Origin of the sequence: Sphingopyxis sp. SE2, from assembly GCF_032227185.1 — a bacterium.
Classification (GTDB): Bacteria; Pseudomonadota; Alphaproteobacteria; order Sphingomonadales; family Sphingomonadaceae; genus Sphingopyxis.
This window is the reverse complement of the sequence record NZ_JAPMXW010000001.1, coordinates 1,916,486-1,938,556: the sequence shown is the minus strand read 5'-3', so window position 1 is coordinate 1,938,556 and position 22,071 is coordinate 1,916,486. Positions and strand designations below refer to the sequence as shown.

General features: G+C 66.2%; 18 protein-coding genes and 2 pseudogenes. 14 read left to right on the top strand and 6 right to left on the bottom strand.

Annotated features, from left to right (window positions below; genetic code table 11):
- Positions 1 to 18: 18 nt before the first annotated feature.
- The 6 genes from OVY29_RS09285 (at position 19) to OVY29_RS09260 (ending at position 9,638) form a co-directional block, all read left to right on the top strand.
- Positions 19 to 2,355, top strand: a complete 2,337-nt coding sequence (locus OVY29_RS09285; RefSeq protein WP_313911187.1) for a GH92 family glycosyl hydrolase — start codon at positions 19 to 21, stop codon at positions 2,353 to 2,355.
- A gap of 145 nt (positions 2,356 to 2,500) precedes the next feature.
- A complete protein-coding gene (locus tag OVY29_RS09280) occupies positions 2,501 to 3,421 on the top strand; it encodes an ROK family protein (protein WP_052182356.1) in 921 nt (306 codons plus the stop codon).
- Between the two features lie 56 nt (positions 3,422 to 3,477).
- Positions 3,478 to 5,823 (top strand): GH92 family glycosyl hydrolase, encoded by a 2,346-nt coding sequence (locus OVY29_RS09275; protein WP_037556623.1) that lies wholly within the window; start codon positions 3,478 to 3,480, stop codon positions 5,821 to 5,823.
- A 343-nt stretch (positions 5,824 to 6,166) separates the two neighbouring features.
- Positions 6,167 to 6,943, top strand: coding sequence for an SDR family NAD(P)-dependent oxidoreductase (locus OVY29_RS09270; protein WP_037556624.1), 777 nt, complete (start codon positions 6,167 to 6,169; stop codon positions 6,941 to 6,943).
- Entirely contained in the window at positions 6,940 to 7,728 is a 789-nt protein-coding gene (locus tag OVY29_RS09265; RefSeq protein ID WP_037556446.1) for an enoyl-CoA hydratase/isomerase family protein, read from the top strand. The genes OVY29_RS09270 and OVY29_RS09265 overlap by 4 nt, the downstream gene beginning before the upstream one ends.
- Before the next feature lie 77 nt (positions 7,729 to 7,805).
- The gene (locus tag OVY29_RS09260) at positions 7,806 to 9,638 is read left to right on the top strand and encodes an arylsulfatase (protein WP_313911185.1); all 1,833 of its coding nucleotides are present in this window, start codon (positions 7,806 to 7,808) and stop codon (positions 9,636 to 9,638) included.
- Between the two features lie 4 nt (positions 9,639 to 9,642).
- Here the strand turns inward: OVY29_RS09260 and OVY29_RS09255 are convergent, their stop codons facing one another.
- Positions 9,643 to 10,266: a TetR/AcrR family transcriptional regulator gene (locus OVY29_RS09255; RefSeq protein ID WP_052182357.1), complete on the bottom strand. Its 624-nt coding sequence runs from the start codon at positions 10,264 to 10,266 to the stop codon at positions 9,643 to 9,645.
- Positions 10,267 to 10,384: 118 nt separating this feature from the next.
- Here OVY29_RS09255 and OVY29_RS09250 point away from each other — a divergent pair, with 118 nt between their 5' ends.
- From OVY29_RS09250 to OVY29_RS09235, 4 genes are all read left to right on the top strand, one after another.
- On the top strand, positions 10,385 to 12,019 hold the full coding sequence (locus OVY29_RS09250; protein WP_235211557.1) for a sulfatase-like hydrolase/transferase: 1,635 nt from the start codon (positions 10,385 to 10,387) through the stop codon (positions 12,017 to 12,019).
- Positions 12,020 to 12,102: 83 nt separating this feature from the next.
- Positions 12,103 to 12,945, top strand: a complete 843-nt coding sequence (locus tag OVY29_RS09245) for an amidohydrolase family protein (RefSeq protein WP_037556450.1) — start codon at positions 12,103 to 12,105, stop codon at positions 12,943 to 12,945.
- A 3-nt stretch (positions 12,946 to 12,948) separates the two neighbouring features.
- Positions 12,949 to 13,851, top strand: a complete 903-nt coding sequence (locus OVY29_RS09240) for an aldo/keto reductase family oxidoreductase (protein WP_037556452.1) — start codon at positions 12,949 to 12,951, stop codon at positions 13,849 to 13,851.
- A 204-nt stretch (positions 13,852 to 14,055) separates the two neighbouring features.
- Positions 14,056 to 14,478, top strand: coding sequence for a GFA family protein (locus tag OVY29_RS09235; RefSeq protein ID WP_037556454.1), 423 nt, complete (start codon positions 14,056 to 14,058; stop codon positions 14,476 to 14,478).
- Here OVY29_RS09235 and OVY29_RS09230 read toward each other — a convergent pair.
- Genes OVY29_RS09230 through OVY29_RS09220 form a run of 3 tightly spaced genes read right to left on the bottom strand, consistent with a single transcriptional unit; the run spans position 14,456 to position 16,461 of the window.
- Entirely contained in the window at positions 14,456 to 14,866 is a 411-nt protein-coding gene (locus OVY29_RS09230; protein ID WP_037556456.1) for a GNAT family acetyltransferase, read from the bottom strand. The genes OVY29_RS09235 and OVY29_RS09230 overlap by 23 nt on opposite strands.
- 2 nt (positions 14,867 to 14,868) lie before the next feature.
- Positions 14,869 to 16,035, bottom strand: a complete 1,167-nt coding sequence (locus OVY29_RS09225) for an iron-containing alcohol dehydrogenase (RefSeq protein ID WP_037556458.1) — start codon at positions 16,033 to 16,035, stop codon at positions 14,869 to 14,871.
- A 33-nt stretch (positions 16,036 to 16,068) separates the two neighbouring features.
- Positions 16,069 to 16,461, bottom strand: a complete 393-nt coding sequence (locus tag OVY29_RS09220; RefSeq protein ID WP_235211558.1) for a substrate-binding domain-containing protein — start codon at positions 16,459 to 16,461, stop codon at positions 16,069 to 16,071.
- Here OVY29_RS09220 and OVY29_RS24690 point away from each other — a divergent pair.
- The 4 genes and pseudogenes from OVY29_RS24690 to OVY29_RS09205 all read left to right on the top strand — a co-directional run.
- Positions 16,379 to 17,062, top strand: a pseudogene (locus OVY29_RS24690) (cupin-like domain-containing protein); the annotation flags it as partial. The gene OVY29_RS09220 and the pseudogene OVY29_RS24690 sit on opposite strands and share 83 nt — an antisense overlap.
- Positions 17,063 to 17,102: 40 nt before the next feature.
- Positions 17,103 to 17,369, top strand: coding sequence for a hypothetical protein (locus OVY29_RS09215; RefSeq protein ID WP_052182360.1), 267 nt, complete (start codon positions 17,103 to 17,105; stop codon positions 17,367 to 17,369).
- A gap of 15 nt (positions 17,370 to 17,384) precedes the next feature.
- A pseudogene (locus tag OVY29_RS09210) lies at positions 17,385 to 18,032 on the top strand (glycoside hydrolase family 97 N-terminal domain-containing protein); the annotation flags it as partial.
- Between the two features lie 113 nt (positions 18,033 to 18,145).
- The gene (locus OVY29_RS09205) at positions 18,146 to 18,907 is read left to right on the top strand and encodes a glycoside hydrolase family 97 catalytic domain-containing protein (RefSeq protein WP_409581457.1); all 762 of its coding nucleotides are present in this window, start codon (positions 18,146 to 18,148) and stop codon (positions 18,905 to 18,907) included.
- 30 nt (positions 18,908 to 18,937) lie between these two features.
- Here the strand turns inward: OVY29_RS09205 and kduI are convergent, their stop codons facing one another.
- Positions 18,938 to 19,780: a 5-dehydro-4-deoxy-D-glucuronate isomerase gene (gene kduI / locus OVY29_RS09200; RefSeq protein WP_313911184.1), complete on the bottom strand. Its 843-nt coding sequence runs from the start codon at positions 19,778 to 19,780 to the stop codon at positions 18,938 to 18,940.
- A gap of 107 nt (positions 19,781 to 19,887) precedes the next feature.
- Positions 19,888 to 22,044, bottom strand: a complete 2,157-nt coding sequence (locus OVY29_RS09195) for a hypothetical protein (RefSeq protein ID WP_152567648.1) — start codon at positions 22,042 to 22,044, stop codon at positions 19,888 to 19,890.
- Positions 22,045 to 22,071: the final 27 nt, after the last annotated feature.

The following is a 22,071-nucleotide window of genomic DNA, read 5'->3' as shown; positions in this document are numbered from 1 at the left end:
AAGCTTAAAGGCCAATTGATGATCACGACCAGCCGCCGCCAGCTTCTCGCCACGACGGGCCTGCTCGCGCTCGGCGGAGCAATCCCAGCCGGCTGCTCGCGCGTCGCGGGCGGGGGCGAGGCGCTCGCCGTGGGCAAACCCAACCTCTTCATCGGGACCGGCGGCCACGGCCACACCTTTCCCGGCGCATCGCTGCCGTTCGGGATGGCGCAACTCAGCCCCGATACGAACACCCATGGCTGGGATGCCTGTTCGGGCTATCACCAGAAAGACGGCTCGATCATGGGGTTCAGCCACACGCACCTCTCGGGCACCGGCATCGGCGACATGCTCGACGTCCTCGTCGTGCCGACGCGGCGCGAATTGAAGCTCGAGCCGGGCACGATCGAGAAACCCGGCGAGGGCTTTCGCCAGCGTTATTCGGACGAACATGCCGAGCCCGGCTATTACCGCGTCAAGCTCGAAACCGGCGTGCTCGCCGAGCTGACCGTCACCGAACGTTGCGGGCTCCACCGCTATCATTTCGGGCAGGGGGCGGGCCATATCCTGATCGATTTCGCGCATGCGATCGAGGATGATTGGGACAAGGGCATCGTCGTCGAAAACGCCTCGCTCGATCTGGGCGAGGATGGCATGCTCACCGGCAGCCGGCAGGTCAATCGCTGGGCCAAGGGCCGCCACATCCATTTCGCGATGCGGATGTCGCGGAGGCCCGACCGCGTCCAATTCTTCGGCGACGACGGCAAGCCCGCCCCCGACGGGGCGAAGTCGATCAAGGGCAACAAGCTCAAGGTCGCCTTCTTCTTCGACGATGCCGGTGGTCCACCGATCATGATCAAGACCGGCCTTTCGGCGGTCGACGTAAAGGGCGCGCGCGATGCGTTGGAACAGGAGGCGCCCGCCTGGGATTTCGATGGCGCGGTGAAGGCCGCGCGCGGCACCTGGACGAAGGCGCTCGGCGGCGTCCGCGTGTCGGGCGGCACCGAGGCACAGCGCGTCATCATGGCGAGCGCGCTTTATCACGCGCAGCTCGCGCCGACGCTCTTCACCGATCGCGACGGCCGCTATGTCGGGCTCGACCGGCAGGTGCATCAGGCCGCGAAGGGCGAAGAGGCGTTCAGCACCTATTCGCTGTGGGACACCTATCGCGCGCTCCATCCGCTCTTGACGCTGATCGATCCCGATCGCGCCGCGCTCCTGACCCGCGACATCTGCCGTCAGACGGCGCAAAGCCCCGCGGGCCCGCTCGTCTGGCCGCTCCAAGGGGTCGAGACCGCGTGCATGATCGGCTGGCATGGCGTGTCGGTGCTCGCCGAGGCGCAGGCGAAAGGAATCAAGGCGGACTATGCCGCCGCCTGGCCGAATATCCGCCGCCGCGCCTTCGACCGCGATTACAAGGATATCGACAGCACGCTGGGCCGCGGCTTCTACTACGATCTCGGCTACATTCCCTGCGACGAGGTGTGGGAGTCGGTCAGCCGGACGCAGGAATATGCTTACGACGACTGGGCGATGGCGCATCTCGCCGATGCAGTCGGCGCTAAGGAAGACGCCGTAGCGCTGCGCAAGCGCGCGCAGAACTACCGCGGCGTCATCGACCCCGAAACGCGTTTCGCGCGCCCGCGCTTCAAGGACGGAAGCTGGTGGCAGGATTATGATCCCGTCCAGATCGGCCATAACGTCAAGAAATGGCGCGATTATACCGAGGCGAACGGCTGGCAGGCGACCTTCCTCAACCAGCACGACATCTACGGCCTGATCGAGCATTTCGGCGGCGACGCGGCGTTCGAGAAACAGCTCGACGCGCTGTTCAACGCGCCCTCGACCCTGCCCGACAATGCGCCGCCCGACATCTCGGGGCTCGTCGGCCAATATGCGCACGGCAACGAACCCAATCACCACGTCGCCTATATGTACGCCTATTGCGGCGCGCCCGCGAAGGCGCAGGCGATGGTCCGGCGGCTCTTGACCGAAATGTACAAGAACGACCCCGACGGCGTGATCGGCAACGACGATTGCGGCCAGATGAGCGCCTGGTTCATTCTCTCGGCGCTCGGCCTCTACCCGGTCGATCCGGTGAGCGCGGTCTATGTCTTCGGCTCGCCCTTGTTCGACGTCGCCGAGGTCACCGTGGGCGCGGGCAAGACGCTGACCGTCCGCGCCGAGGGCAATGGCCCCGACCGCCCCTATGTGCAGTCGGTCACCTGGAACGGCCAGCCGTGGAGCAAGAACTGGATCGCGCATTCCGACCTGATCGGCGGCGGCGAACTCGTCTTCGAAATGGGCGCCAAACCCTCGGCGTTCGGGACCGCGAAAGCCGACCGCCCGCCGTCCTTCGGCTCCACTCCGGCGTGATTCCGACAAAGACAATTGATAGCGAAAAGAAAATGATAAGAACGGAATGTCTCGTGAAATCTCTCCAGATCCCGCCACGTTCGGCCTTGCGCTGCAGCGCGGCGCCCGCCACAAGCCTGAGCGATCGGGCGAAGGGGTGGCGCTGATGGATGGTCCAGTAGCAGACCGCGGCGAAGTGCGCCTGTTCGCCGGCATCGAGCTGGGCGGCACCAAATGTATCTGCACGCTCGCCGCGGGACCGGGCGAGATCCGCGACCAGCGCACGATCGCGACGACCGTGCCGTCGGAAACGCTGCCCGCGATTCTGGCGGTGCTCGACGGCTGGGCGCGGGCGCCCGGTTTTTGCAGTATCGGTGTCGCGTCCTTTGGTCCGATCCGGGTCGATCCCGTAAAGGCCGACTATGGCCGCGTCGGCGCCACGAACAAGCCCGATTGGGAAGGCGCCGACCTGCTCGGTCCGTTGAAGTCGGCCTTTCCCGTTCCGATCGGTTTCGACACCGACGTCAATGGCGCCGCGCTCGCCGAAATTCGCTGGGGCAGCGGGCGCGGCCTCGACGATTTCGCCTATGTCACCGTCGGCACCGGGGTCGGCGTCGGGCTGGTCGTCCACGGCAAGCCGACGCGCGGTTTCAGCCACAGCGAGATCGGCCATATTCTCGTCCCGCGCCTCGCGGGCGACGAGGTGCCGAGCGTCTGCCGCTTTCATGACGATTGCGTCGAAGGCCTCGCTTCCGGCACCGCATTGAAGGCCCGGCTGGGCGGCCGGTCGCTGGCCGACGTCGCGGCGGACGATCCCGTCTGGGAACCGATCGTGCACACGCTGGCATCGATGGTCCATTCGCTCGCCTGCACGACCGGACCGATGCGCGTCGCGATGGGCGGCGGCGTGCTCGCCGGCCAGCCGCAACTGCTCCCGCGGATCAACGCGCGGCTCGAGGCGAGCCTCGCGGGCTATATGCAGATCCCCGGCGGTGGCGCCTATGTCATCGCGCCCGAACTCGGGACGATGGCAGGGCCGCTCGGCGCGATCGCGCTCGCGATGGACGCGGTGGGGGTTGCGGCGTGAGCAGGGCGGGCGCCGCGCCGTTGGACAGGGCGGTGCCTTCGCGGCACAAGGGCGCGATGAAACGCCTGACCGCCGCCGCCGCGCTGCTCGCCCTTATGCCGATCCAGTCCTTCGCCGAGCAGCCGGCGCCCGATCCGCTCGCCTTCGTCGATCCGATGATCGGCACCGGCCCCGAAGGCCACACCTTCCCCGGCGCGACGGCGCCCTTCGGCATGGTCCAGCTGTCGCCCGACACCGACGCGACGTGCCAGATCCGCGACTGCTACGATCATGCCGCGGGCTACAGCTACCACGACCCGACGATCCAGGGTTTCAGCCACACGCATTTTTCGGGCGCGGGCCATTCGGACCTCGGCGACATCCTCGTCATGCCGCAGGTTGGAGAGGTGAAGCTGGATCCCGGCGATCCCAAACAACCCGGCTCGGGCTATCGCCAGCGCTTCAGCCACGACACCGAAAGGGCGAGCCCCGGCTATTATGCCGTGACCCTTGCTGATTCCGGCATCCGCGCCGAACTCACCGCGGGGACGCGCGTCGGCGTCCATCGCTACAGCTTCCCCACGGGCAAGCAGGCACATCTGCTCCTCGATCTCCGCTCGTCGCTCTATGACTATCCCGGCAAGATCCTCTGGTCGGGCCTCCACCTTCGCTCCGACGGCACGCTCACCGGCTTTCGCGAGACGCGCGGCTGGGCGCCGGGGCGCAAGCTCTTCTTCGCGATGCGCTTCTCCGCGCCGCTCAAGGACCACGCCTTCCTCGATCGCGACGAGAAAATTCCGTACAAGGGTTTCCATCCCCCCGGCCGCGGCAGCGACGCGCTCGCCGAAAAGCTCGGCAAGGCGCTCGAAGCCCGCCTCGATTTCGGCGCGCTAACCGGCCCGCTCGAAGTCCGCGTCGCGCTCTCGGGCGTCGACGAAGCGGGCGCGGTCGCCAACCTCGATGCCGCCGAAAAAGAAGCTGGGGGTGCCGACTTCGATACCGTCCGTGCGCGCACCGAAGGCGAATGGCGCAAGGCTTTGGGCGCGCTTCAGATCGAAGCGCCTGCGCCGATGCGTACCAATCTCTACACCGCGCTCTACCACAGCCTGCTGGCGCCGAGCGTGTGGAGCGACGTCGACGGGCGCTATCGCGGCCCCGACGACCAGATCCACACCGCGAAGGATTTCACCTTCCGCTCGACCTTTTCGCTCTGGGACACCTTCCGCGCGCAGCATCCGCTGCTGACGCTGGTCGCGCCTGATCAAACCAACAGCGACATCGTCAAATCGCTTGTCGCGAGCCGCAAGGCCAGCCCGCACGGCATCCTCCCCGTCTGGCAGTTCCACGGCCGCGAAACCTGGACGATGATCGGCTATCACGCGGTTCCGGTGATCGCCGACGCCTATCTGAAGGGCGTGGGCGATTTCGACGCCGACGAGGCATTGGACGCAATGGTCGCGAGTGCCGACTATGCCCCCTATGGCGGGCTCGGCGACTATATGAAGCTCGGATATGTCGCGATCGACCGCGAGCCCGAAGCGGCATCGAAAACCGTCGAATATGCCTATGACGACTGGACGATCGCACGCATGGCGGAGAAGATGGGCCGCAAGGACATCGCCAACCGCTTCTACAAGCGCGCCGGCTATTGGCGGAACAGCTTCGATGCCAAGACCGGCTGGCTGCGCGCGCGCAAGGCCGACGGAAGCTTCCGCACTCCGTTCGATCCCACCGCGATCAACTATGGCTCGGACTATACCGAGGGCAACGCCTGGCAGTACAGCTGGTTCGTCCCGCAGGATCAGGCCGCGCTCTTCCGCATTCTCGGCGGCGATGCCAAGACGATCGCCAAGCTCGACGCGATGTTCGACTATGACATTTCGAAGCTCGACTATAGCCATGCCGAGGATATCGCCGGGCTGATCGGCCAATATATCCACGGCAACGAGCCGAGCCACCATGTCGCCTATCTCTACGCTTTTGCCGGCGCGCCTTGGCGGACGCAGGAGCGGCTGAAACAGATCGTCGACAGCCAGTATAAGCCCACCCCCGACGGCCTGTCGGGCAACGACGACCTCGGCCAGATGTCGGCGTGGCTCGTGTTCACGAGCCTCGGCTTCTACCCCGTCGCGCCGGGGTCGAACCAATATGTGATCGGGCGCCCCTTCGTCGATCGCGCGGTGCTGGGCCTGCCCGACGGCAAGCGTTTCACCGTCGAGACGGTCGGGCTGTCCGACGCCAATCCCTATGTCGGGAAGGTCGAACTCAACGGCAAGCCGCTGACGCGAAGCTGGATTTCGGACGCCGAAATCCGCAGCGGCGGCACGCTCCGTTTCATAATGCAGGCGAAGCCCGATGCCGAATGGGGCAAGGCAGTAGCGGCGCGTCCCTATTCGCTATCGACCGCCCGCCGTACGCCCTGACGTCATCGGCAGACCCCGCGCCCTTTGCTGAATCGTCATCCCGGCGAAGGCCGGGATCTCGCCGGTGCGTCAAGTTGCGAGGGTGCTGTTGATCCGGGACTATGTGCCGGCCGAGGATCGCGAGTATATCGTCAAGTCCGGCGAAGGGCGCTGACCGGACCTTTATCCCCCGCCCGCTACGCTCGGCAGCCGCGACGGGGGATGAGGTTCGTTGTGCACAAGAAGAACATTAAGAGAACAAAGAGGCTTCGTCAACCCCGTATCTCCCTTTTCCCCGTGGCCCTGCCCGTTGACGTAAACGTCAATCGCGACCAATGCGTAGCAAACGAAGGAAGGGAAGATGATGGCCGAGCAACCGAAGTTCGATCTGACGGGGCGTGTCGCGCTGGTGACCGGGGCGTCGTCGGGGCTCGGCGCGGGCTTTGCGAAGGCGCTCGCCGCTGCGGGGGCGAAGGTCGTGCTCGCCGCGCGCCGCGCCGACAAGCTCGCCGAACAGGTCGCCGCGATCGAAGCGGCGGGCGGGCAGGCGATCGCCGTCAGCATGGACGTCACCGACGAGGCATCGACCAAGGCCGCCTATGATGCCGCCGAGGCCGCGTTCGGCACGGTCGATACGATTGTCGCCAACGCCGGCGTCGCGACCGAAAAGATGGCGATGGGGCTCTCGGTCGAAGACGTCGACTTCCTGCTCGCCGCCAACGTCCGCGGCGTATTCCTGACCGCGACCGAAGGCGCGAAGCGGCTCGACAAGGCGGGCAGCCGCGAAAAGCAGCACGGCCGCATCGTCCTGATCGGCTCGATCACCGCCGAAAAGGTCTTTCCCGCGACCTCGGTCTATGGTGCGACCAAGGCGGCGGTGCGCCATCTGGGTAAGGCGCTCGCGCGCGAATGGGCGCGGCGCGGGATCAGCGTCAATGTGATCCAGCCGGGCTATTTCGAATCCGAAATGACCGCCGAACTGTTCGACAGCGACACTGGCGCGGCGATGGTGAAGAGCTTCCCGCGCCAGCGGATGCGCCCGCCGAGCGACCTCCACGCGCCGCTGCTCCTGCTCTGTTCCGACGCCGCGCTCGGCATCACGGGCAGCGTGATCACCATCGACGACGGACAGACCTTATGAGCGAGCTTTTGATCGAACGTCGCGGCGCGGTCGAGATCGCGACGCTCAACCGGCCCGAGCGCCTCAACGCGCTGAACGAGGGGCTGGTCGACGAACTCAATGCCTATTTCGGCGGGCTCGCCGAGCGCCCCGACGTCCGCGTCGTCATATTGCGCGGCGCCGGACGCGGCTTCTGCGCCGGGCTCGACATTCAGGAGGACCGTTCGTCCGACGAGACGCCGGTGCTGCGCACGCTGCGCACCCAGACGAGCATCGGCAACATCTATCGCAAGATGCGCGCCTGTCCGCAGCCGATCGTCTCGCTTGGCCACGGCGCGGCGTGCGGCGGCGGGCTGTCGCTGCTGCTCGCGTCCGACGTGCGCTATGCGGCGCCGTCGTTCCGCTGCAACGCCGCCTATATCCGCATTGGCCTCGGCGGCTGCGACATGGCGTCGAGCTATTTCCTGCCGCGGCTCGTCGGGGCGAGCCTCGCGTCCGAGATGATTCTCACCGGCCGCTTCATCGACGCCGAACGTGCGCTGCGCGCGGGCCTTGTCAGCGAGATCGTCGATAAGGAAGCGTTGCTCGACCGCGGCCTCGCGCTCGCCGACGAGATGCTCGCGACCTCGCCTTATGGTCTCCGTCTCTCGAAACAGGCGCTCAATCTCAACATCGACGCGCCCGGCCTCGAGGCCGCGATGGCGATCGAGGACCGGCAGCAGGTCATCCTTTCGGCGACCGAGGATCATCGCGAGGCGCTCGCCGCTTTCCTTGAAAAGCGCGCTCCCGACTATAGCGAGCGTTAGGGTCCGTATCCTGCATCGGCCATTGACTCGGCAATATATTGACATAGTAAGTGCCATATCCCGAGGGGGTGGGAGTGATGGCAGTACGCTGGAGGACCACTAGGCTGGGTCGCATAGGCGGGTCCCGGCGTGCTGCCATCATCGCCATCGCCGCCCTGATCGGCGCTTTTCCCGTGGAGGCGCAGCCCGAAAAGCCTACGCCGGGCCGTCCGAACATCGTTATCCTGCTCGCCGACGACTGGGGCTTTTCGGACGTCGGCTCCTTCGGCGCCGAATTCGCGACCCCCAATATCGACGCGCTCGCTTATGCCGGGATGCGCTTCTCGAATTTCCATGTCGCGGGGTCCTGCTCGCCGTCGCGCGCCATGCTGCAGACGGGGGTGATGAACCACCGAAACGGCCTCGGCAACATGCCCGAGACGATCCCCGACGAACATCGCGGCAAGCCCGGTTACGACACGGTGATGAATCACCGCGTCGTGACGATCGGTGAGCTTTTGAAGGCGGCGGGCTATCGCACCTACCTTACCGGCAAATGGCATCTCGGCAGCGACGGCACGCGGCTGCCGCACGCGCGGGGCTACGACCGCGCCTTCAGCTTGGCCGACGCGGGCGCCGACAATTTCGAACAGCGTCCGATCGAGGGCATGTACGACAAGGCGAACTGGACCGAGAACGGCAAACCAGCGACTCTACCGAGCGATTATTATTCGTCGCGCTTCGTCGTCCAGCGGATGATCGATTATATCGAGGAGGGGCGCGCGAGCGGCAAACCCTTCCTTGCCTCGATCAACTTCCTCGCCAACCATATTCCGGTGCAGGCGCCCGACAGCGACATCGCGCGCTATTCGGCGATGTATCGCGACGGCTGGACCGCACTCCGCGAAGCGCGCGCGAAACGCGCGGCGGCGCTCGGCATCGTGCCTTCGGGTGTGCCGATGGTCACCATGCCGACGACGCCCGACTGGAAGAAGTTGGGCGACGAAGAGCGCGCCGCAGCGGTGCGCGTGATGCAGGCCTATGCCGGCATGGCGACCGCGATGGACCGTGAGGTTGGTCGCCTCGTCGCGCACCTCAAGGCGGCCGGCGACTATCACAATACGATCTTCGTATTCCTCTCGGACAATGGCGCCGAGCCGACCAATCCGTTCAATAGCCTGCGTAACCGGCTGTTCCTAGGCATGCAATATGACCTGTCGACCGCGAACATCGGGCGGCGCGGCAGTTTCTCGGCGATCGGTCCCGGCTGGGCGAGCGCCGCGGCGTCGCCGCTGTCGGGCTACAAGTTCAGCGCGACCGAAGGCGGGCTGCGCGTCCCGCTGATCATCGCCTGGCCCGGCCATGCCGATATTCGTGCGGGCGGGATCAGCGACGGGCTGGCGCATGTCACCGACATCTTGCCGACGCTGACCGAGCTTGCCGGCGTGTCCGGCCATGGCGGGAACTGGCGGGGCAGGGCGGTCGAGCCTGTGACGGGTCGCAGCCTCGTTCCGGTGCTGAAGGGCGGCACGGGAAGCGTCCACGGCGACGCGCCGCTCGGCTATGAACTGTCGGGCAATGCGGCGCTGTTCCGCGGCGATTACAAGCTGGTGCGCAATCTGCCGCCCACCGGCGACGGCGAGTGGCGGCTTTTCAACCTCAAGACCGATCCCGGCGAGACGCGCGACCTCGCCGCCGCCCAGCCCGATCGCTTCAAGACGATGATGGCCGATTATCGCGCTTATGCGAAGGCGAACGGCGTGCTCGACATGCCCGCGGGCTATACCGCCGACGAACAGATCAACCGTTATGCCTTCGAACAGCAGGGCAAGCCGCGCCTGATCCGCTTCGGCCTGTGGGTGGGCGCGTTCGCCCTCCTGCTATCGGGTCTGATCTGGGGTCTGCGCCGCCGGCGCCGCGCACGCAGATAGGCATTCAGTCGGCGGCGATCGCCGCCATCTGCGCCTCGACCATCCGCCCCATCACCGTGCCCGCTTCCTCGGCCGACAGGCTCTGGTCGTGGCGCAGCGTGCGCCAGCTGTGAAAGGACAGCGCGGCGCACAGCGCTTCGACGCCGATCCGGTCGGCGCGCACGGCGGCCGGCAACAGGCGCAGGATCAACTCGCGCTCGATCATCACGACGCGGCTATATTGTCCCATCAGGAAGGGCGACTGATAGCGTTTGATATTGGCGGCGAGGCGGAAGGGCAGCGTCGTTTCGAACACCCGCACGCGGCGGCCGACAAGCTCGCGGATATTGTCGCGCCACGGCTGGTCGGGATAGGGCGCCATCACCACCGGCATCACCTCTTCGGTGATCGTCGCGGTAATCTCGGCATAAAGCGCGTCCATATCGTCGAAATGGCGAAACACGGTGCGCAGCCCAATGCCCGCTTCCTCGGCGACGCGCGCCGCGCTCGGCGACAGGTCGCCCCCGACGATCAGCTCCATCATCGCCTCGACGATGCGCCGATGGCTCGACCGCCCGCGTTCGCGGCGCCCGTCGACCCGCGGCGATGCGACCTGTTGCGCGCTCGATTTTCCCAGCCCTGTCGCCATGGCACCCCTGCTGGCCCGACTTGGCGCCGGGGTCAAACGATCTTGCGTCCCGGCCAATATAGTGACACATATAGTGTCAATTGTTTTTGCGGCAATTTGACACGCGATATGGGTGAAGATGATGAAGAAGAGATGGGCGGCCCTCTCCGCATTATTGCTCGCCGGCGCCGGCGGATATTGGGCGTATGAGGCGAATAAATATCGCATCCCCGGCATCCTCCAGGACTGGAACGATCCGGTGCAGCCGAACCGCGCGGTCGCCTGGCAGCAAGGACCGGCCCAGGCGCCGGAGGGCCAGCGCCCGCCGAACATCATACTGATCGTCGCCGACGACCTCGGCTATAACGACATCAGCCTCAACGGCGGCGGGGTGGCGGGGGTCGTCAAGACACCCAACATCGACGCGCTCGCACGCGAAGGCGTCGATTTCACCACCGCCTATGCCGCGAACGCGACCTGCTCGCCGTCGCGCGCCGCGATGATGACGGGGCGCTATCCAACGCGCTTCGGCTTCGAATATACGGCGGTGCCGGTCGAGTTCGCCGAGAACCTCGCGCACGGCGAAGGCGTCGGGCCGCACCGCGCGATCTTCCACGACGAACTGATCACCCCCGACATTCCCGCCTATCCCGACATGGGCGTCCCGGCGAACGAAGTGACCATCGCCGAGGCGGTGAAGGCGGCGGGCTATCACACGCTCCACATCGGCAAATGGCATCTCGGCGAAGCGCCGCAGCTGCAGCCGCAGCGCCAAGGCTTCGACGAAAGCCTCGCGATCCTCGCGGGCGCCGCGATGTTCCTGCCCGAGGATGATCCGGACAGCGTCAACGCCAAGCTGTCGTGGGACCCGATCGACCGCTTCATCTGGGCGAACCTCCGCCACGCGGTCACCTTCAACGGCAGCAAGCGCTTTCATCCGAAGGGGCACATGACCGACTATTTCGCCGATGAGGCGATCGAGGCGATTGAGGCGAATAAGAACCGGCCCTTCTTCCTATATCTCGCCTTCAACGCGCCGCATACGCCGCTCCAGGCGACCAAAGCCGATTACGGCCGGCTGCCGCAGATCAAGGATCACAAGACGCGCGTTTACGGCGCGATGATCGCGCAGCTCGACCGCCGCATTGGCGACGTGATGGCAAAGCTCAAAGAGACGAGGATCGACGACAATACGCTCGTCATCTTCACCAGCGACAATGGTGGCGCCTGGTATAATGGCATGCCCGACCTGAACGCGCCGTTCCGCGGCTGGAAGGCGACCTTCTTCGAAGGCGGAATCCGGACGCCGCTGTTCATGCGCTGGCCAGCGGCGATCACGGCGGGCACGCAGCGGACCGATGTCACGGGCCATCTCGACATTTTCGCGACGATCGCCGCGGCCGCCAGCGCAAACCTGCCGCAGGATCGGACGATCGACAGCGAAAATATCCTCGCCGGCCCCGCGAAGCGCCCCGCGATGTTCTGGCGTTCGGGCGACTATCGCGCCGTGCGCGCGGGCGACTGGAAATTGCAGGTGACGAAGCGACCCGACAAGGCGCGCCTCTACAATCTCGCGACCGACCCGACCGAACGCCACGATCTCGCCGCGCGCGATCCGCGGCGCGTCGCCGAACTCAGCGCGATGATCGAGGCGCAGAACAAGGGCATGGCCAAGCCGATCTGGCCGGGGCTGGTCGAAGGGCCGGTGCGGATCGACGTGCCGCTCGACGCGCCGTGGAAGGACGGACAGGACTATATTTACTGGACCAATTGAGGTCCGCCGCGCCGAGGTAATTGGCGGCGCGCATCCTTTGTGGCAGGTCGGGGACATTCCTCCCCTCGCGCACTGGAGACATCATGCGAGCCCTGCTGCTTTCGATCGCCTTGCTTACACCGTCGGTTTCCGTCCTCGCGCAGAGCGCCGTCGTCGACACCCATGTTCACCTGCACAAGGGCGCGGCGTCGCTCGCCGAATATCGGGCGCAGCTGAAAGCCGCCGGCCAGTCGGTCGACGCCTTCGGCGCGATGTGGTTCGGCGGTCCCAATCAGGCGCTTGCGGGCAATCCCGCCGACATAGCCCAGCGCAACGACGCGCTGATCGCGCTCGCCGCGAAGAACCCCGACATGATCCCCATTACGACCGTCCACCCCTATGACGGCGACGCCGCGCTCGCCGAAGTCGACCGCGTCGCCGCGCGCGGCGTCCGCCTGCTCAAGATCCACCCGCACACCCAGAAATTCGACGCCGCCGACCCGCGCGTGCTGACGCTCGTCAAGCATGCGGGGGATAAGGGGCTGATCGTCGTCATGGACAATGCCAGCATCGTCCCCAGCGACAATGAGAAACTCTTCAACCTCGCGCTTGCGGCGCCGAAGACGAAGTTCATTTTCGGCCATATGGGGGGGCTCGGCTTCCGTTTCTGGAATATCCTCGCGCTCGCGCGCACCGCCGAAAATCTCTTCGCCGACAATATCTATTTCGACATTTCGGCGAGCGTGATCCTCGCGGCGGACTCGCCGATCGAGGAGGAATATGTCTGGACGATCCGCAACGTCGGGGTCGACCATGTGCTGCTTGCTTCGGATTTCCCGCAAATTTCGCTGCCCAAGACGCTCGAGGCCTTCGCGAAGCTCGACCTGACCGACGAGGAGCGCGCGCAAATCCGTTCGGGCAACGCGCGCAAGCTGCTCGGGCTCTGACCGATGGCGGTCCATCTTCCCGCGCCCGCTCCTGTGGATATCGCCGGGCACGGGGTCGCGCCCATCGCCTGGGGCATGTGGCGCTTCGCCGGCGTCGACCTCGCCATCGCCCGCGCGCGTATCGACGCGGCGTTCGAGGCGGGTGTGACGCTGTTCGACACCGCCGACATCTATGGCTTCGACGCGCCCGGCGGCTTCGGATCGGCCGAAACCCTACTCGGCGAGGTCTTCGCCGACGCTCCCGGATTGCGCGACGCGATGGTTCTCGCGACGAAGGGCGGGATCATCCCGGGCGTGCCCTATGACAGCAGCGCGCCCTATATGGCGTCGGCGATCGATGCTTCGCTCCGCCGCCTGCGTACCGACCGGGTCGAGCTGTGGCAGATCCACCGCCCCGACCTGCTCGCCCACCCGCAGGAGGTCGCCCGCGCACTCGAAGAGGCGCACCGCGCTGGAAAGATCGGGGCAATCGGCGTCTCCAACTTCACGCCCGCGCAGACATCGGCGCTCGCTCGCTTCCTTCCCGTCCCGCTGGTCAGCCACCAGAGCGAATTTTCGCCGCTTCACCTCGCCCCGCTCTTCGATGGCCTTTTCGACCAGTCGATGGAGCAGGGCATGGCCTTCCTCGCCTGGTCGCCGCTTGGCGGCGGCCGCCTTGGCGATCCGGCGGACGAACGCGGGCAGGCGGTCGCCGCGCTGCTCGACGCGAAAGCCGCTGAACATGGCGTCTCGCGCGCTGCGGCGACCTATAGCTGGGTGATGGCGCACCCCGCGCGTCCGATCCCGATCGTCGGCACGCAGAAGGTCGAACGGATCAGGGAAATTCCGCAGGCGTTCATCCCGCGCTGGACGCGCGCCGAATGGTATGCGGTGCTGCAAATCGCGATGGGAGAGCGACTCCCATAAGGGCTACGCCTGACGGTTTGCCGGACCCGCAATGATGAGATTTTTGAAAGAGATGCCCCGCCTCCACATCGAGACGTAGGAGAGCGGGAGGCGGGGCGAGCGCGCTTAAGCAGGGTGCAGCTTACAGGTCAATGAACGAAGCGGCGATGGCGGGGCGATCGGCGCGTCTTGTTTGCTTGCCGCGCGGTGATATGCCTTCGGATCATGGAACGCACCGCCTCCTGTCACTGCGGCAAGCTCGTCCTCATCTGCACCGGCGATCCGGCGAAGGTATCGCTCTGCCATTGCTTCGATTGCCAGCGGCGAACCGGATCGCTCTTCAGCGTCGCGGCCTTTTTTCCCCGCGAGCGTGTGACATTGCCCGTCGCGGGCGCCAAGGCTTTCAAGCGCCCGTCGGCCAGCGGCCGCGACGTATCCTTCCATTTTTGCCCCGACTGCGGATCGTCGCTGTGGTGGGAGCCCGACCGGCTTCCGCACCTGATCGGCGTCGCGGCGGGGGCGTTTGCCGATCCTGACTTTCCGATGCCCGAACAGGCCGTATGGGCCGAGCAGCGCCACGCGTGGCTCGATCTGCCGCTGATCGAGCATCTGCGCAACCCCGACCCTAAAGCCGCCGGCCGAGGCTGATGCGGTCCTCGACCGCATATCCCAGCGCGCGATAGAATTGGACGACCGCCTCGTTCGCCGCGCGGACCTGCAGGTTGATCTTTTCGCATCCCAGCGCGTGCAGCGCCCGTTCGGCTTCGCGGACGAGTGCCGTTCCCACGCCGCCGCGCTTGCACGCTCGCCGCACCGCCACCGAATAGAGCCAGCCGCGATGCCCGTCGTAACCCGCCATCACCGATCCGATCACCGCGCCTCCGTCGAGCGCGACGAAAAACAGGTCAGGCTGGAAAGCGAGCTTGGCGGGGATCGCGACGTCGGCGCGGTTCCACGGCGGATCGTTCGGAAACGCCTCTTCCCAAAGCGTTTTCACCTCGTCGAAGTCGGATGCCGCATAGCGCCGGATTTCCATCGCTAGCTTGCCCAGACCTGCCCATAGAGCATCGCCATCTCTTCGGCATCGGGCACGCGCGGGTTGTTCGCGGGCGATCCCGACGCTGCCGCCTGCGCGCACATCGTCGGGACCAGTCCCTCCCAGCGCGCCGCGTCGATCCCCCACGTCGCCGGCCCCGGCACCTCGAGCTCGCGGTTCAATGCCGCGAGTTCATCGAGCAGCCGCGCCACCGCCGATTGGTGGCCCTCGGCCTCATCGGCGACCCCCATCGCCCGCGCGCAGTCGGCATAGCGGGTGAGCGCCGCGGGCGCCGACCACGCCGTCACCGCCGGCAGCAGCATCGCGTTCGACAGCCCGTGCGGGACATGGAAATGCGCACCGATCGGCCGGCTCATCCCGTGGACCAGCGCGACCGAGCTGTTCGAGAAAGCGATCCCCGCCTGCGTCGCGCCCAGCATCATCGCCTCGCGCGCCGCCGCATCCATCGGGTCGGCACATACGCGGCGCAAATTGGGTGCGATCGCGCGCATCGCGAGCAGCGCCATGCCGTCGCTGAACGGGTTCGCGCGCTTCGACACATAGGCCTCGATCGCATGCGTCAGCGAATCGATCCCCGTATCGGCGGTCAGCCGCTTGGGCTTCGTAAAGGTCAGCTCATAATCGACCAGCGCCGCGACGGGCAGATAAGCGAGCCCCGGGCACAGCATCTTCTCGTCGGTCGCCTCGTCGGTGATGATCGTGAAGCGCGTCGCCTCCGACCCCGTGCCCGCGGTCGTCGGGATCGCGATCACCGGCAGCCCCGGCGTGTCCTGAACATGCGGCGCTTTATAGTCGGCCATCGCCCCGCCGTGGAGGCCGAGCAGCGCGATCGCCTTCGCGCTGTCGAGCGGGCTGCCGCCGCCGAAGCCGACGACGCAGTCATGCTCGCCCTTCATCAGGAACGCGACCCCGGCATCGATCGACGCCACCGTCGGGTCGGGCACAGTCTCGGCGAACGCGCGCGCGGCGATCCCCGCCGCCGCCAGCCCGTCGGTCAATTCGGCGACGCGCCCGCTGCTGACGAGATAGGCGTCGGTCACGATCAGCGGCCGCGAGAGGCCCAGACTCGCGAGCACTTCGGGCAGCTGTTTCGACGCGCCGCCGCCGATGCGGAGGATGCGGGGCAGGGCAATGCTGGCGACACTCAACGGACCATCTCCTTGGCGATCTGACGGCGCGCGTCAGGCGCCGCAGGATTCGCGCACAATCAGATGCGTCGGCAAATAATCAAGATATTGTTCGGCCTGCGGATCCATGACCTGCGATACCAGCCGGCGGCCCGCCTCCAGCGTATCCTGCTGGATCGTCGTCAGCGCGGGGGTGCTGAGCCGCGCGAGCAGCATGTCGTCATAGCCGACGACCGACACGTGCGCGAAGCGGTGCTGCGCCAGCCGACGCACGATGCCTGTCTCGCGCGCCTCCTGCAGCCCGCGCATGGCTGAACCCGCGCGCCTCGATCGCAGCCCGGCGCCGCATTCCCCGCTCGACGGCTTGCCGCGCATCGCGGCGTGCGGGGCGCCCGCGCCCGCCGACTTCGCCGCGCTCGTCGCGTCTGAAACGCCTGTCGTCGTCAAGGGGTTGTTCGACGACTGGGTCGCGCTGGCGGCCGGGCGCCATTCGCCCGGCCGCCTCAACGCCTATCTGGCGGGCATGGACCGCGGGGTGCCCGTGCCGGTGATGGAGGCGCCCGCGCGGGCGCGCGGCCGCTTCGCCTATCGCACCGACCTGCGCGAATTCACCTTTACCAAGCGGCAGGCGCCGCTGCGGGATACGCTGGCGCGGATCGAAGGATTGATCGGACGCGAAGATGTCCCGACGCTCGCGATCCAGATGCTGCCGCTCGCCGGCGCGCTGCCCGATTTCGTCCGCCAGAACCCGATGCCGCTGTTGCCCGCCGATGTCGGGCCCAAGCTGTGGCTCGGCGGCGCGGTAAAGACCCAGACGCACAACGACCGCGACCATAATCTCGCCTGCGTGATCGCGGGACGGCGGCGCTTCCTCCCGTTCCCGCCCGATCAGGTCGCGAACCTCTATATCGGGCCGCTCGATAATCCGCCGCCGCTGTCGCTCGTCGATCCGGAGAACCCCGATTTCGACAGTTTCCCGCGGTTTCGCGATGCGCTCGCCGCCGCGCGCGTCGCGACGCTCGATCCCGGCGATGCGATCTTCATTCCCCGCTACTGGTGGCACCATGTCGCCTCGCTCGATCCCTATAATGCGATGGTCAATTATTGGGTGGGGCGATGCGGCAACGGGCGTCGAAAAGCCGAACAATGTCTTCCTCGCGGCGCTGCTCGCGCTCCGGGATCTGCCGCCCGGGGAACGCGCTTACTGGCGCGCAATGTTCGACACCCATGTGTTCGGCGATCCCGAACTGTCCGCGGTGCATATCCCGGAGGCGCTTCGCGGCGCGCTCGGCGCGATGCGCTCGCCGCCGCGCGCGGCGTTGCGGCGGCAGTTGACGGCGGCTTTCCGGACATAACGACCTTCCCCCAGCATGAGAGACACTATGATCCTGAAGACGCTTCCCCTGTTCGGCCTCTCGATGCTCGCAATGGCTTCGCCCGCCGCGGCGCGCGAATGTGCGCAATCCCCCGGCAAGATACTCGAGCTGTGCGTTTCGGTCGAAAATGGCGAGGCGCGCTATCAAGTGACGCGCGGCGACGTGACGGTCATCGCGCCGTCGCGCCTCGGGCTGCGCTTCGCGGGCGAGGCCGATCCCCGCTTCGCGGCAATCGCCGATGCGGAGCGAAGCGCGGTCGATACGACGTGGGAACAGCCGTGGGGCGAACAGCGCCTGATCCGCGACAATCACAACCAGCTGTCGGTAACGCTCGCGGGCGATACGCCGCTCAACCGGGCGGTCGGCGTGACCTTCCGCCTCTTCGACGATGGCTTCGGTTTCCGTTATGATTATCGCGCGATCCCCGCCGGGCAGTCGGTGTCGGTGGTCGCCGACCACAGCCAGTTCCGCACCGTCGGGGCGTATCAGGCCTGGTGGTATGAAGGGTTGGGGCAGGAACGCGACGAATATCTCTATAAACAGACCGACGCGCGGCGCGTCACGCTCGCCGAAACCCCGCTGACGCTGAAGGGCGACAACGGACTCTATCTCAGCTTCCACGAAGCCGCGCTCGTAGACTTCCCCTCGATGCTGCTTCGGGGCGACGGCGCGGGCACCTATAATGCGTGGCTGATGCCATGGCCCGACGGCATACTTGCGAAAAAACGGGGCCGTTCACGACACCGTGGCGCACCGTGCTCGTCGGCGAAACGCCCGGCGCGCTCGCCGACAGCCGGATCACGCTCAACCTCAATGAGCCGAGCAAGGTTCCGGGCATCGGCCAATGGTTCAAGCCCGGCAAATATGTCGGCATCTGGTGGGAAATGCACCTAGAGAAATCGACCTGGGGCAGCGGCCCCAAACATGGCGCGAACACCGCCAACGTGAAGCGACACATAGACTTCGCTGCCAAATACGGCTTCGAGGGCGTGCTCGTCGAGGGATGGAACGAGGGCTGGGACGGTGACTGGATCGCCAATGGCGACAAGTTCAGTTTCACTCGCGCCTATCCCGATTTCGATTTGGCGGAGATCATGCGCTACGGCAAGGCGAAGGGGGTCAAGCTGATCGGCCAATCGACGCTCGCGACCCAGCTCGCCGAATATGTCGTCATCTATTCGCCGATCCAGATGGCCGCCGACCTCCCCGAAAATTACGAGGCGCGCCCCGACGCCTTCCGGTTCAGCCGCGACGTCCCTGCCGACTGGGAGCAGTCGAGGACGCTGCAGGGCGCTATCGGCGACGAAGAGACGCGCGAATTGCGGCAGCCGCTGGCTTTCCTCGCGCCGGGCGCGCGGTACGAGGCGCAAATCTACGCCGACGGCCCCGCCGCCGACTATCGCAGCAACCCGGGCGCGCTGACGATCGAGAAACGCATGGTCACCAGCGGCGACACGCTGACATTGCGCCTCGCGCCCGGCGGCGGCACGGCCATCCGGTTCCGCCGCGTGGACTAGGGTCGCCGGGACGATCGGCGAATGCCGCTCTTACTGAAGCTGGCAGATGTCGAGGATGTTCATGTCGTCATAGTCCTGGTTTTCGCCGGCCATGACCCAGATGAACGCGTAGGCGCTGGTCCCCACGCCCATGTGGATCGACCAGGGCGGAGAGATCACCGCCTCGCCGTCCGTCATGACGATATGGCGGGTGGCGTCGGCCTGGCCCATGAAGTGCATCACCCGGTCCTGCTCGGGATCGTCGAGATCGAAGTAGAAATAGATCTCGCTCCGGCGTTCGTGCACATGCGGCGGCATCGTGTTCCACACGCTTCCCGGCTTGAGGATCGTCAGGCCCATCGCCAGCTGCGCGCTGTCGCACACGCCGGGGATGACGAGCTGGTGAATCGTCCGGTCGTTGGCCGTCTCCAGGCTGCCGCGCGCGAGCATCTTGGCGTCGGCGAGCGGCAGCTTGCGTGTATCGAAGGCGCGATGCGCGGGGGACGAGGCGAGATAGAAGCGCGCGCCGTTACCGGAGAAGCGGACGTCTTTCGCGCCCATTGTGACATACAGGCTGTCCTTCGCGCCGAGCACGAACAGCTCACCATCGACGGTCACGGTTCCTTCGATCCGACCGACATTGACGATGCCGAGTTCGCGCCGCTCAAGGAACGGGTGGCCGGCTGCCGACGCCGGCTCCGATTGGTCGGGTAGTTTGACGCTTCCGCTATCGACCAGCACGCCGCCGATTACGAGCCGGTCGGCATGCGTATAGTTGAGCACGCACTGGTTGGGACGGAACAGATTCTGGATGAGATAGCGATCGCGCAGCTCGTCATTGGACGCGCCCACCATCATGTCGGGATGGGTGGCATAATAGGTTCGATCGAACATGGTTGCTCCAAGAAGGACCGGACCGGCGCGAGCCCGCTCCGATTCAAAAGGGCCGCGTGCAGTCGTCAGAGGGGATGCGCTGACGACTGCACGGGCAGGGGGGAGGGCTATTTCGTTTTCCGGAAGACGGGGGGCGTGAACGCGCCGTTCGTCGCGACGTCCCACACTTCGATGCGCGCCCATTTGCGGCCGCTGAGATCGAGGCGCTTCTCGATCGTGCGGCTTCCGAAAGGGGCGGCGCCGGTGAGGTCGATGCGCTCGCGATAGACCTTGCTGCCGTCGCCGCTGACGATCTCGGCGAAGGCGGGCGGGAAGGTCCATTCGATCTTCGCACGCACCGTCGTATTCCGCCCAAAGGCGGCTTCCCCGCCGCTCTTCGCGCCGTCGATCGTGAATTCGGGGATCAGTACCTCGCCGGTGGTGGTGAAGAAGCGCCCCCCGCGCAGCGCGTCGAGCACGCTCTGCCAGCCATCGGAATAGCGCGGCAGCGGCCCGTCGAGGCGGAGATAGTTGATGTTCATATGCGCATAGAGCTCGCTCTCGTCGGAGAGCTGGAACACATCGACCTCGCCGGGGGTGAACTTGCGTTCGGACGGCTTCGCCGCCCAATTGTTCATGTCGTCGAGCGTGTCGAGCACGCGCCAGCCGAGGCGCGGCTGCGAATAGTCCACCGGCATATTCTTCCACGCCCCGCCGAGGAAGCGGTCGCTCTTGAAGAAGGGCGTGTCCTTGTGTTTGTCGGGGAAGCCGAGCGAGCCCTTGATCCGCGGGTGCGCGGTCCACATCAGGCCCTTCTCGTCCTGCATCAGCTTCAGGACATCCTCCTGCGAGCCGACATGATAGATTTTTCCGAGCTTGGGATCATTTTCGACGAAGGGCTGCCCTTCCTTGCGGTCGAGCGTCCAATAGACCGGCTTCGGGAAGAAGCTGATCCAGTGCCCGCCGAGATGAACGTTGGGCTCCTCGCCCGGGAGCAGCAACAGCTTGTCGTCCGACAGCCGCGCGGTCTCCGCGTGCATCGTCTTGAGCAAAGTCAGCCGGTCGCCGGCGCGATCGAGCGCCTCGCGGCCGAGGTGAAGCTCGGCGAGGTGGACGATCTCGACGTTCATGTTCTTGAAGCGTTTGACGAACTCGGGCGCCTCGAGCCCGTCGGGCACTGCCGTCGATTGCTGGAAGCGCTGCGTGTTCAGATAGGCTTCGGTGTGCTCGACATGATAGTGGCTGGTGAAGGTGCGGTGCCCCTCGAGCGCCTTGAAGCGATCGCCGCGGGTATAGGCGAGCGCAGCCTTGGTGACGCTGGCCGCATCGCCGCTGTCAGGCAGCAGGAACACGCCCATGTCCTGCATCGTGCCCGGCGGTGCGTTGACCCACGGCACATAGCGCCGGTCGCCCTCGAGCGTCTGGCGCACGCCGAAGCTCGTGCGGCCGTCGAGGTTGCGATAGTCGTTGCCGTACCAGGCCGAATTGTCGTTGTTGGCATAATCGAGCGGGTAGTAGAATTGGTGCGGCGGCGGGACGATGCCGAGCGATCCGCCGGTGGGCCCTTCCGCGACGATCATCCGTGCGCGCACCTTGGGCGAGACTGCGGGTCCCCGCGAAGCATCGCCTTCCTTGCGCACGATCGTATCGCTGGTGTCGGTGAAGGCGATCGAGCGCCACGGCAAGGCGGCCGAGGATGCGACGCCGAGACCGGCATCGAAGGTGTAGGCGGTGGCCTCGCGCGCGGTCGACATCACCATCGCGGCGCGGACAAGCCGTGAGCCGGGGTAGATGGTGAATTCATAGGTGCCTGAGAAGGGCCCGGCAGCGGCGCCGCCGACTATCACCCTGGTATTGCCGCCCTCCGCCCGCACGCTGATGTCGCTGCGCGCCAGCGTGAGCGGGAAGCTTTCGAACGGGCGCTTGCGGGGGTTGTCGAAAAAGATCGTCCAGCCCTGCTTGAGGTCGCGCGTGCCGACGGTGACCACGCCGGCGGGATCGACGCCGCCGAGGACCGGTTTGCCGGCGATCGAGACCGCCTCGATCAGCGGCTTGCCCGGGTCGAGTGACAGGATGAGCTGCGAGCGCTCATCCTGCGCCGATGGCCAGTCGATCGTCACCTTATCCCGCGTTCGCGTGGCGCGGACGCCGCCGGGCAATGCCTTGCCGGGCTGGTTGAGAACCGTGGCCGCCGTCTGCGCGTGCGCCGCGCCCGCGAGGGCGAAGCTGCCGGCGGTCAAAGCCGTCGCCAACCCGAGCGCCGCGAACATCCGTTTTCTGTTCAAGTCATCCTCCTTTTTGTTCCGGCATTC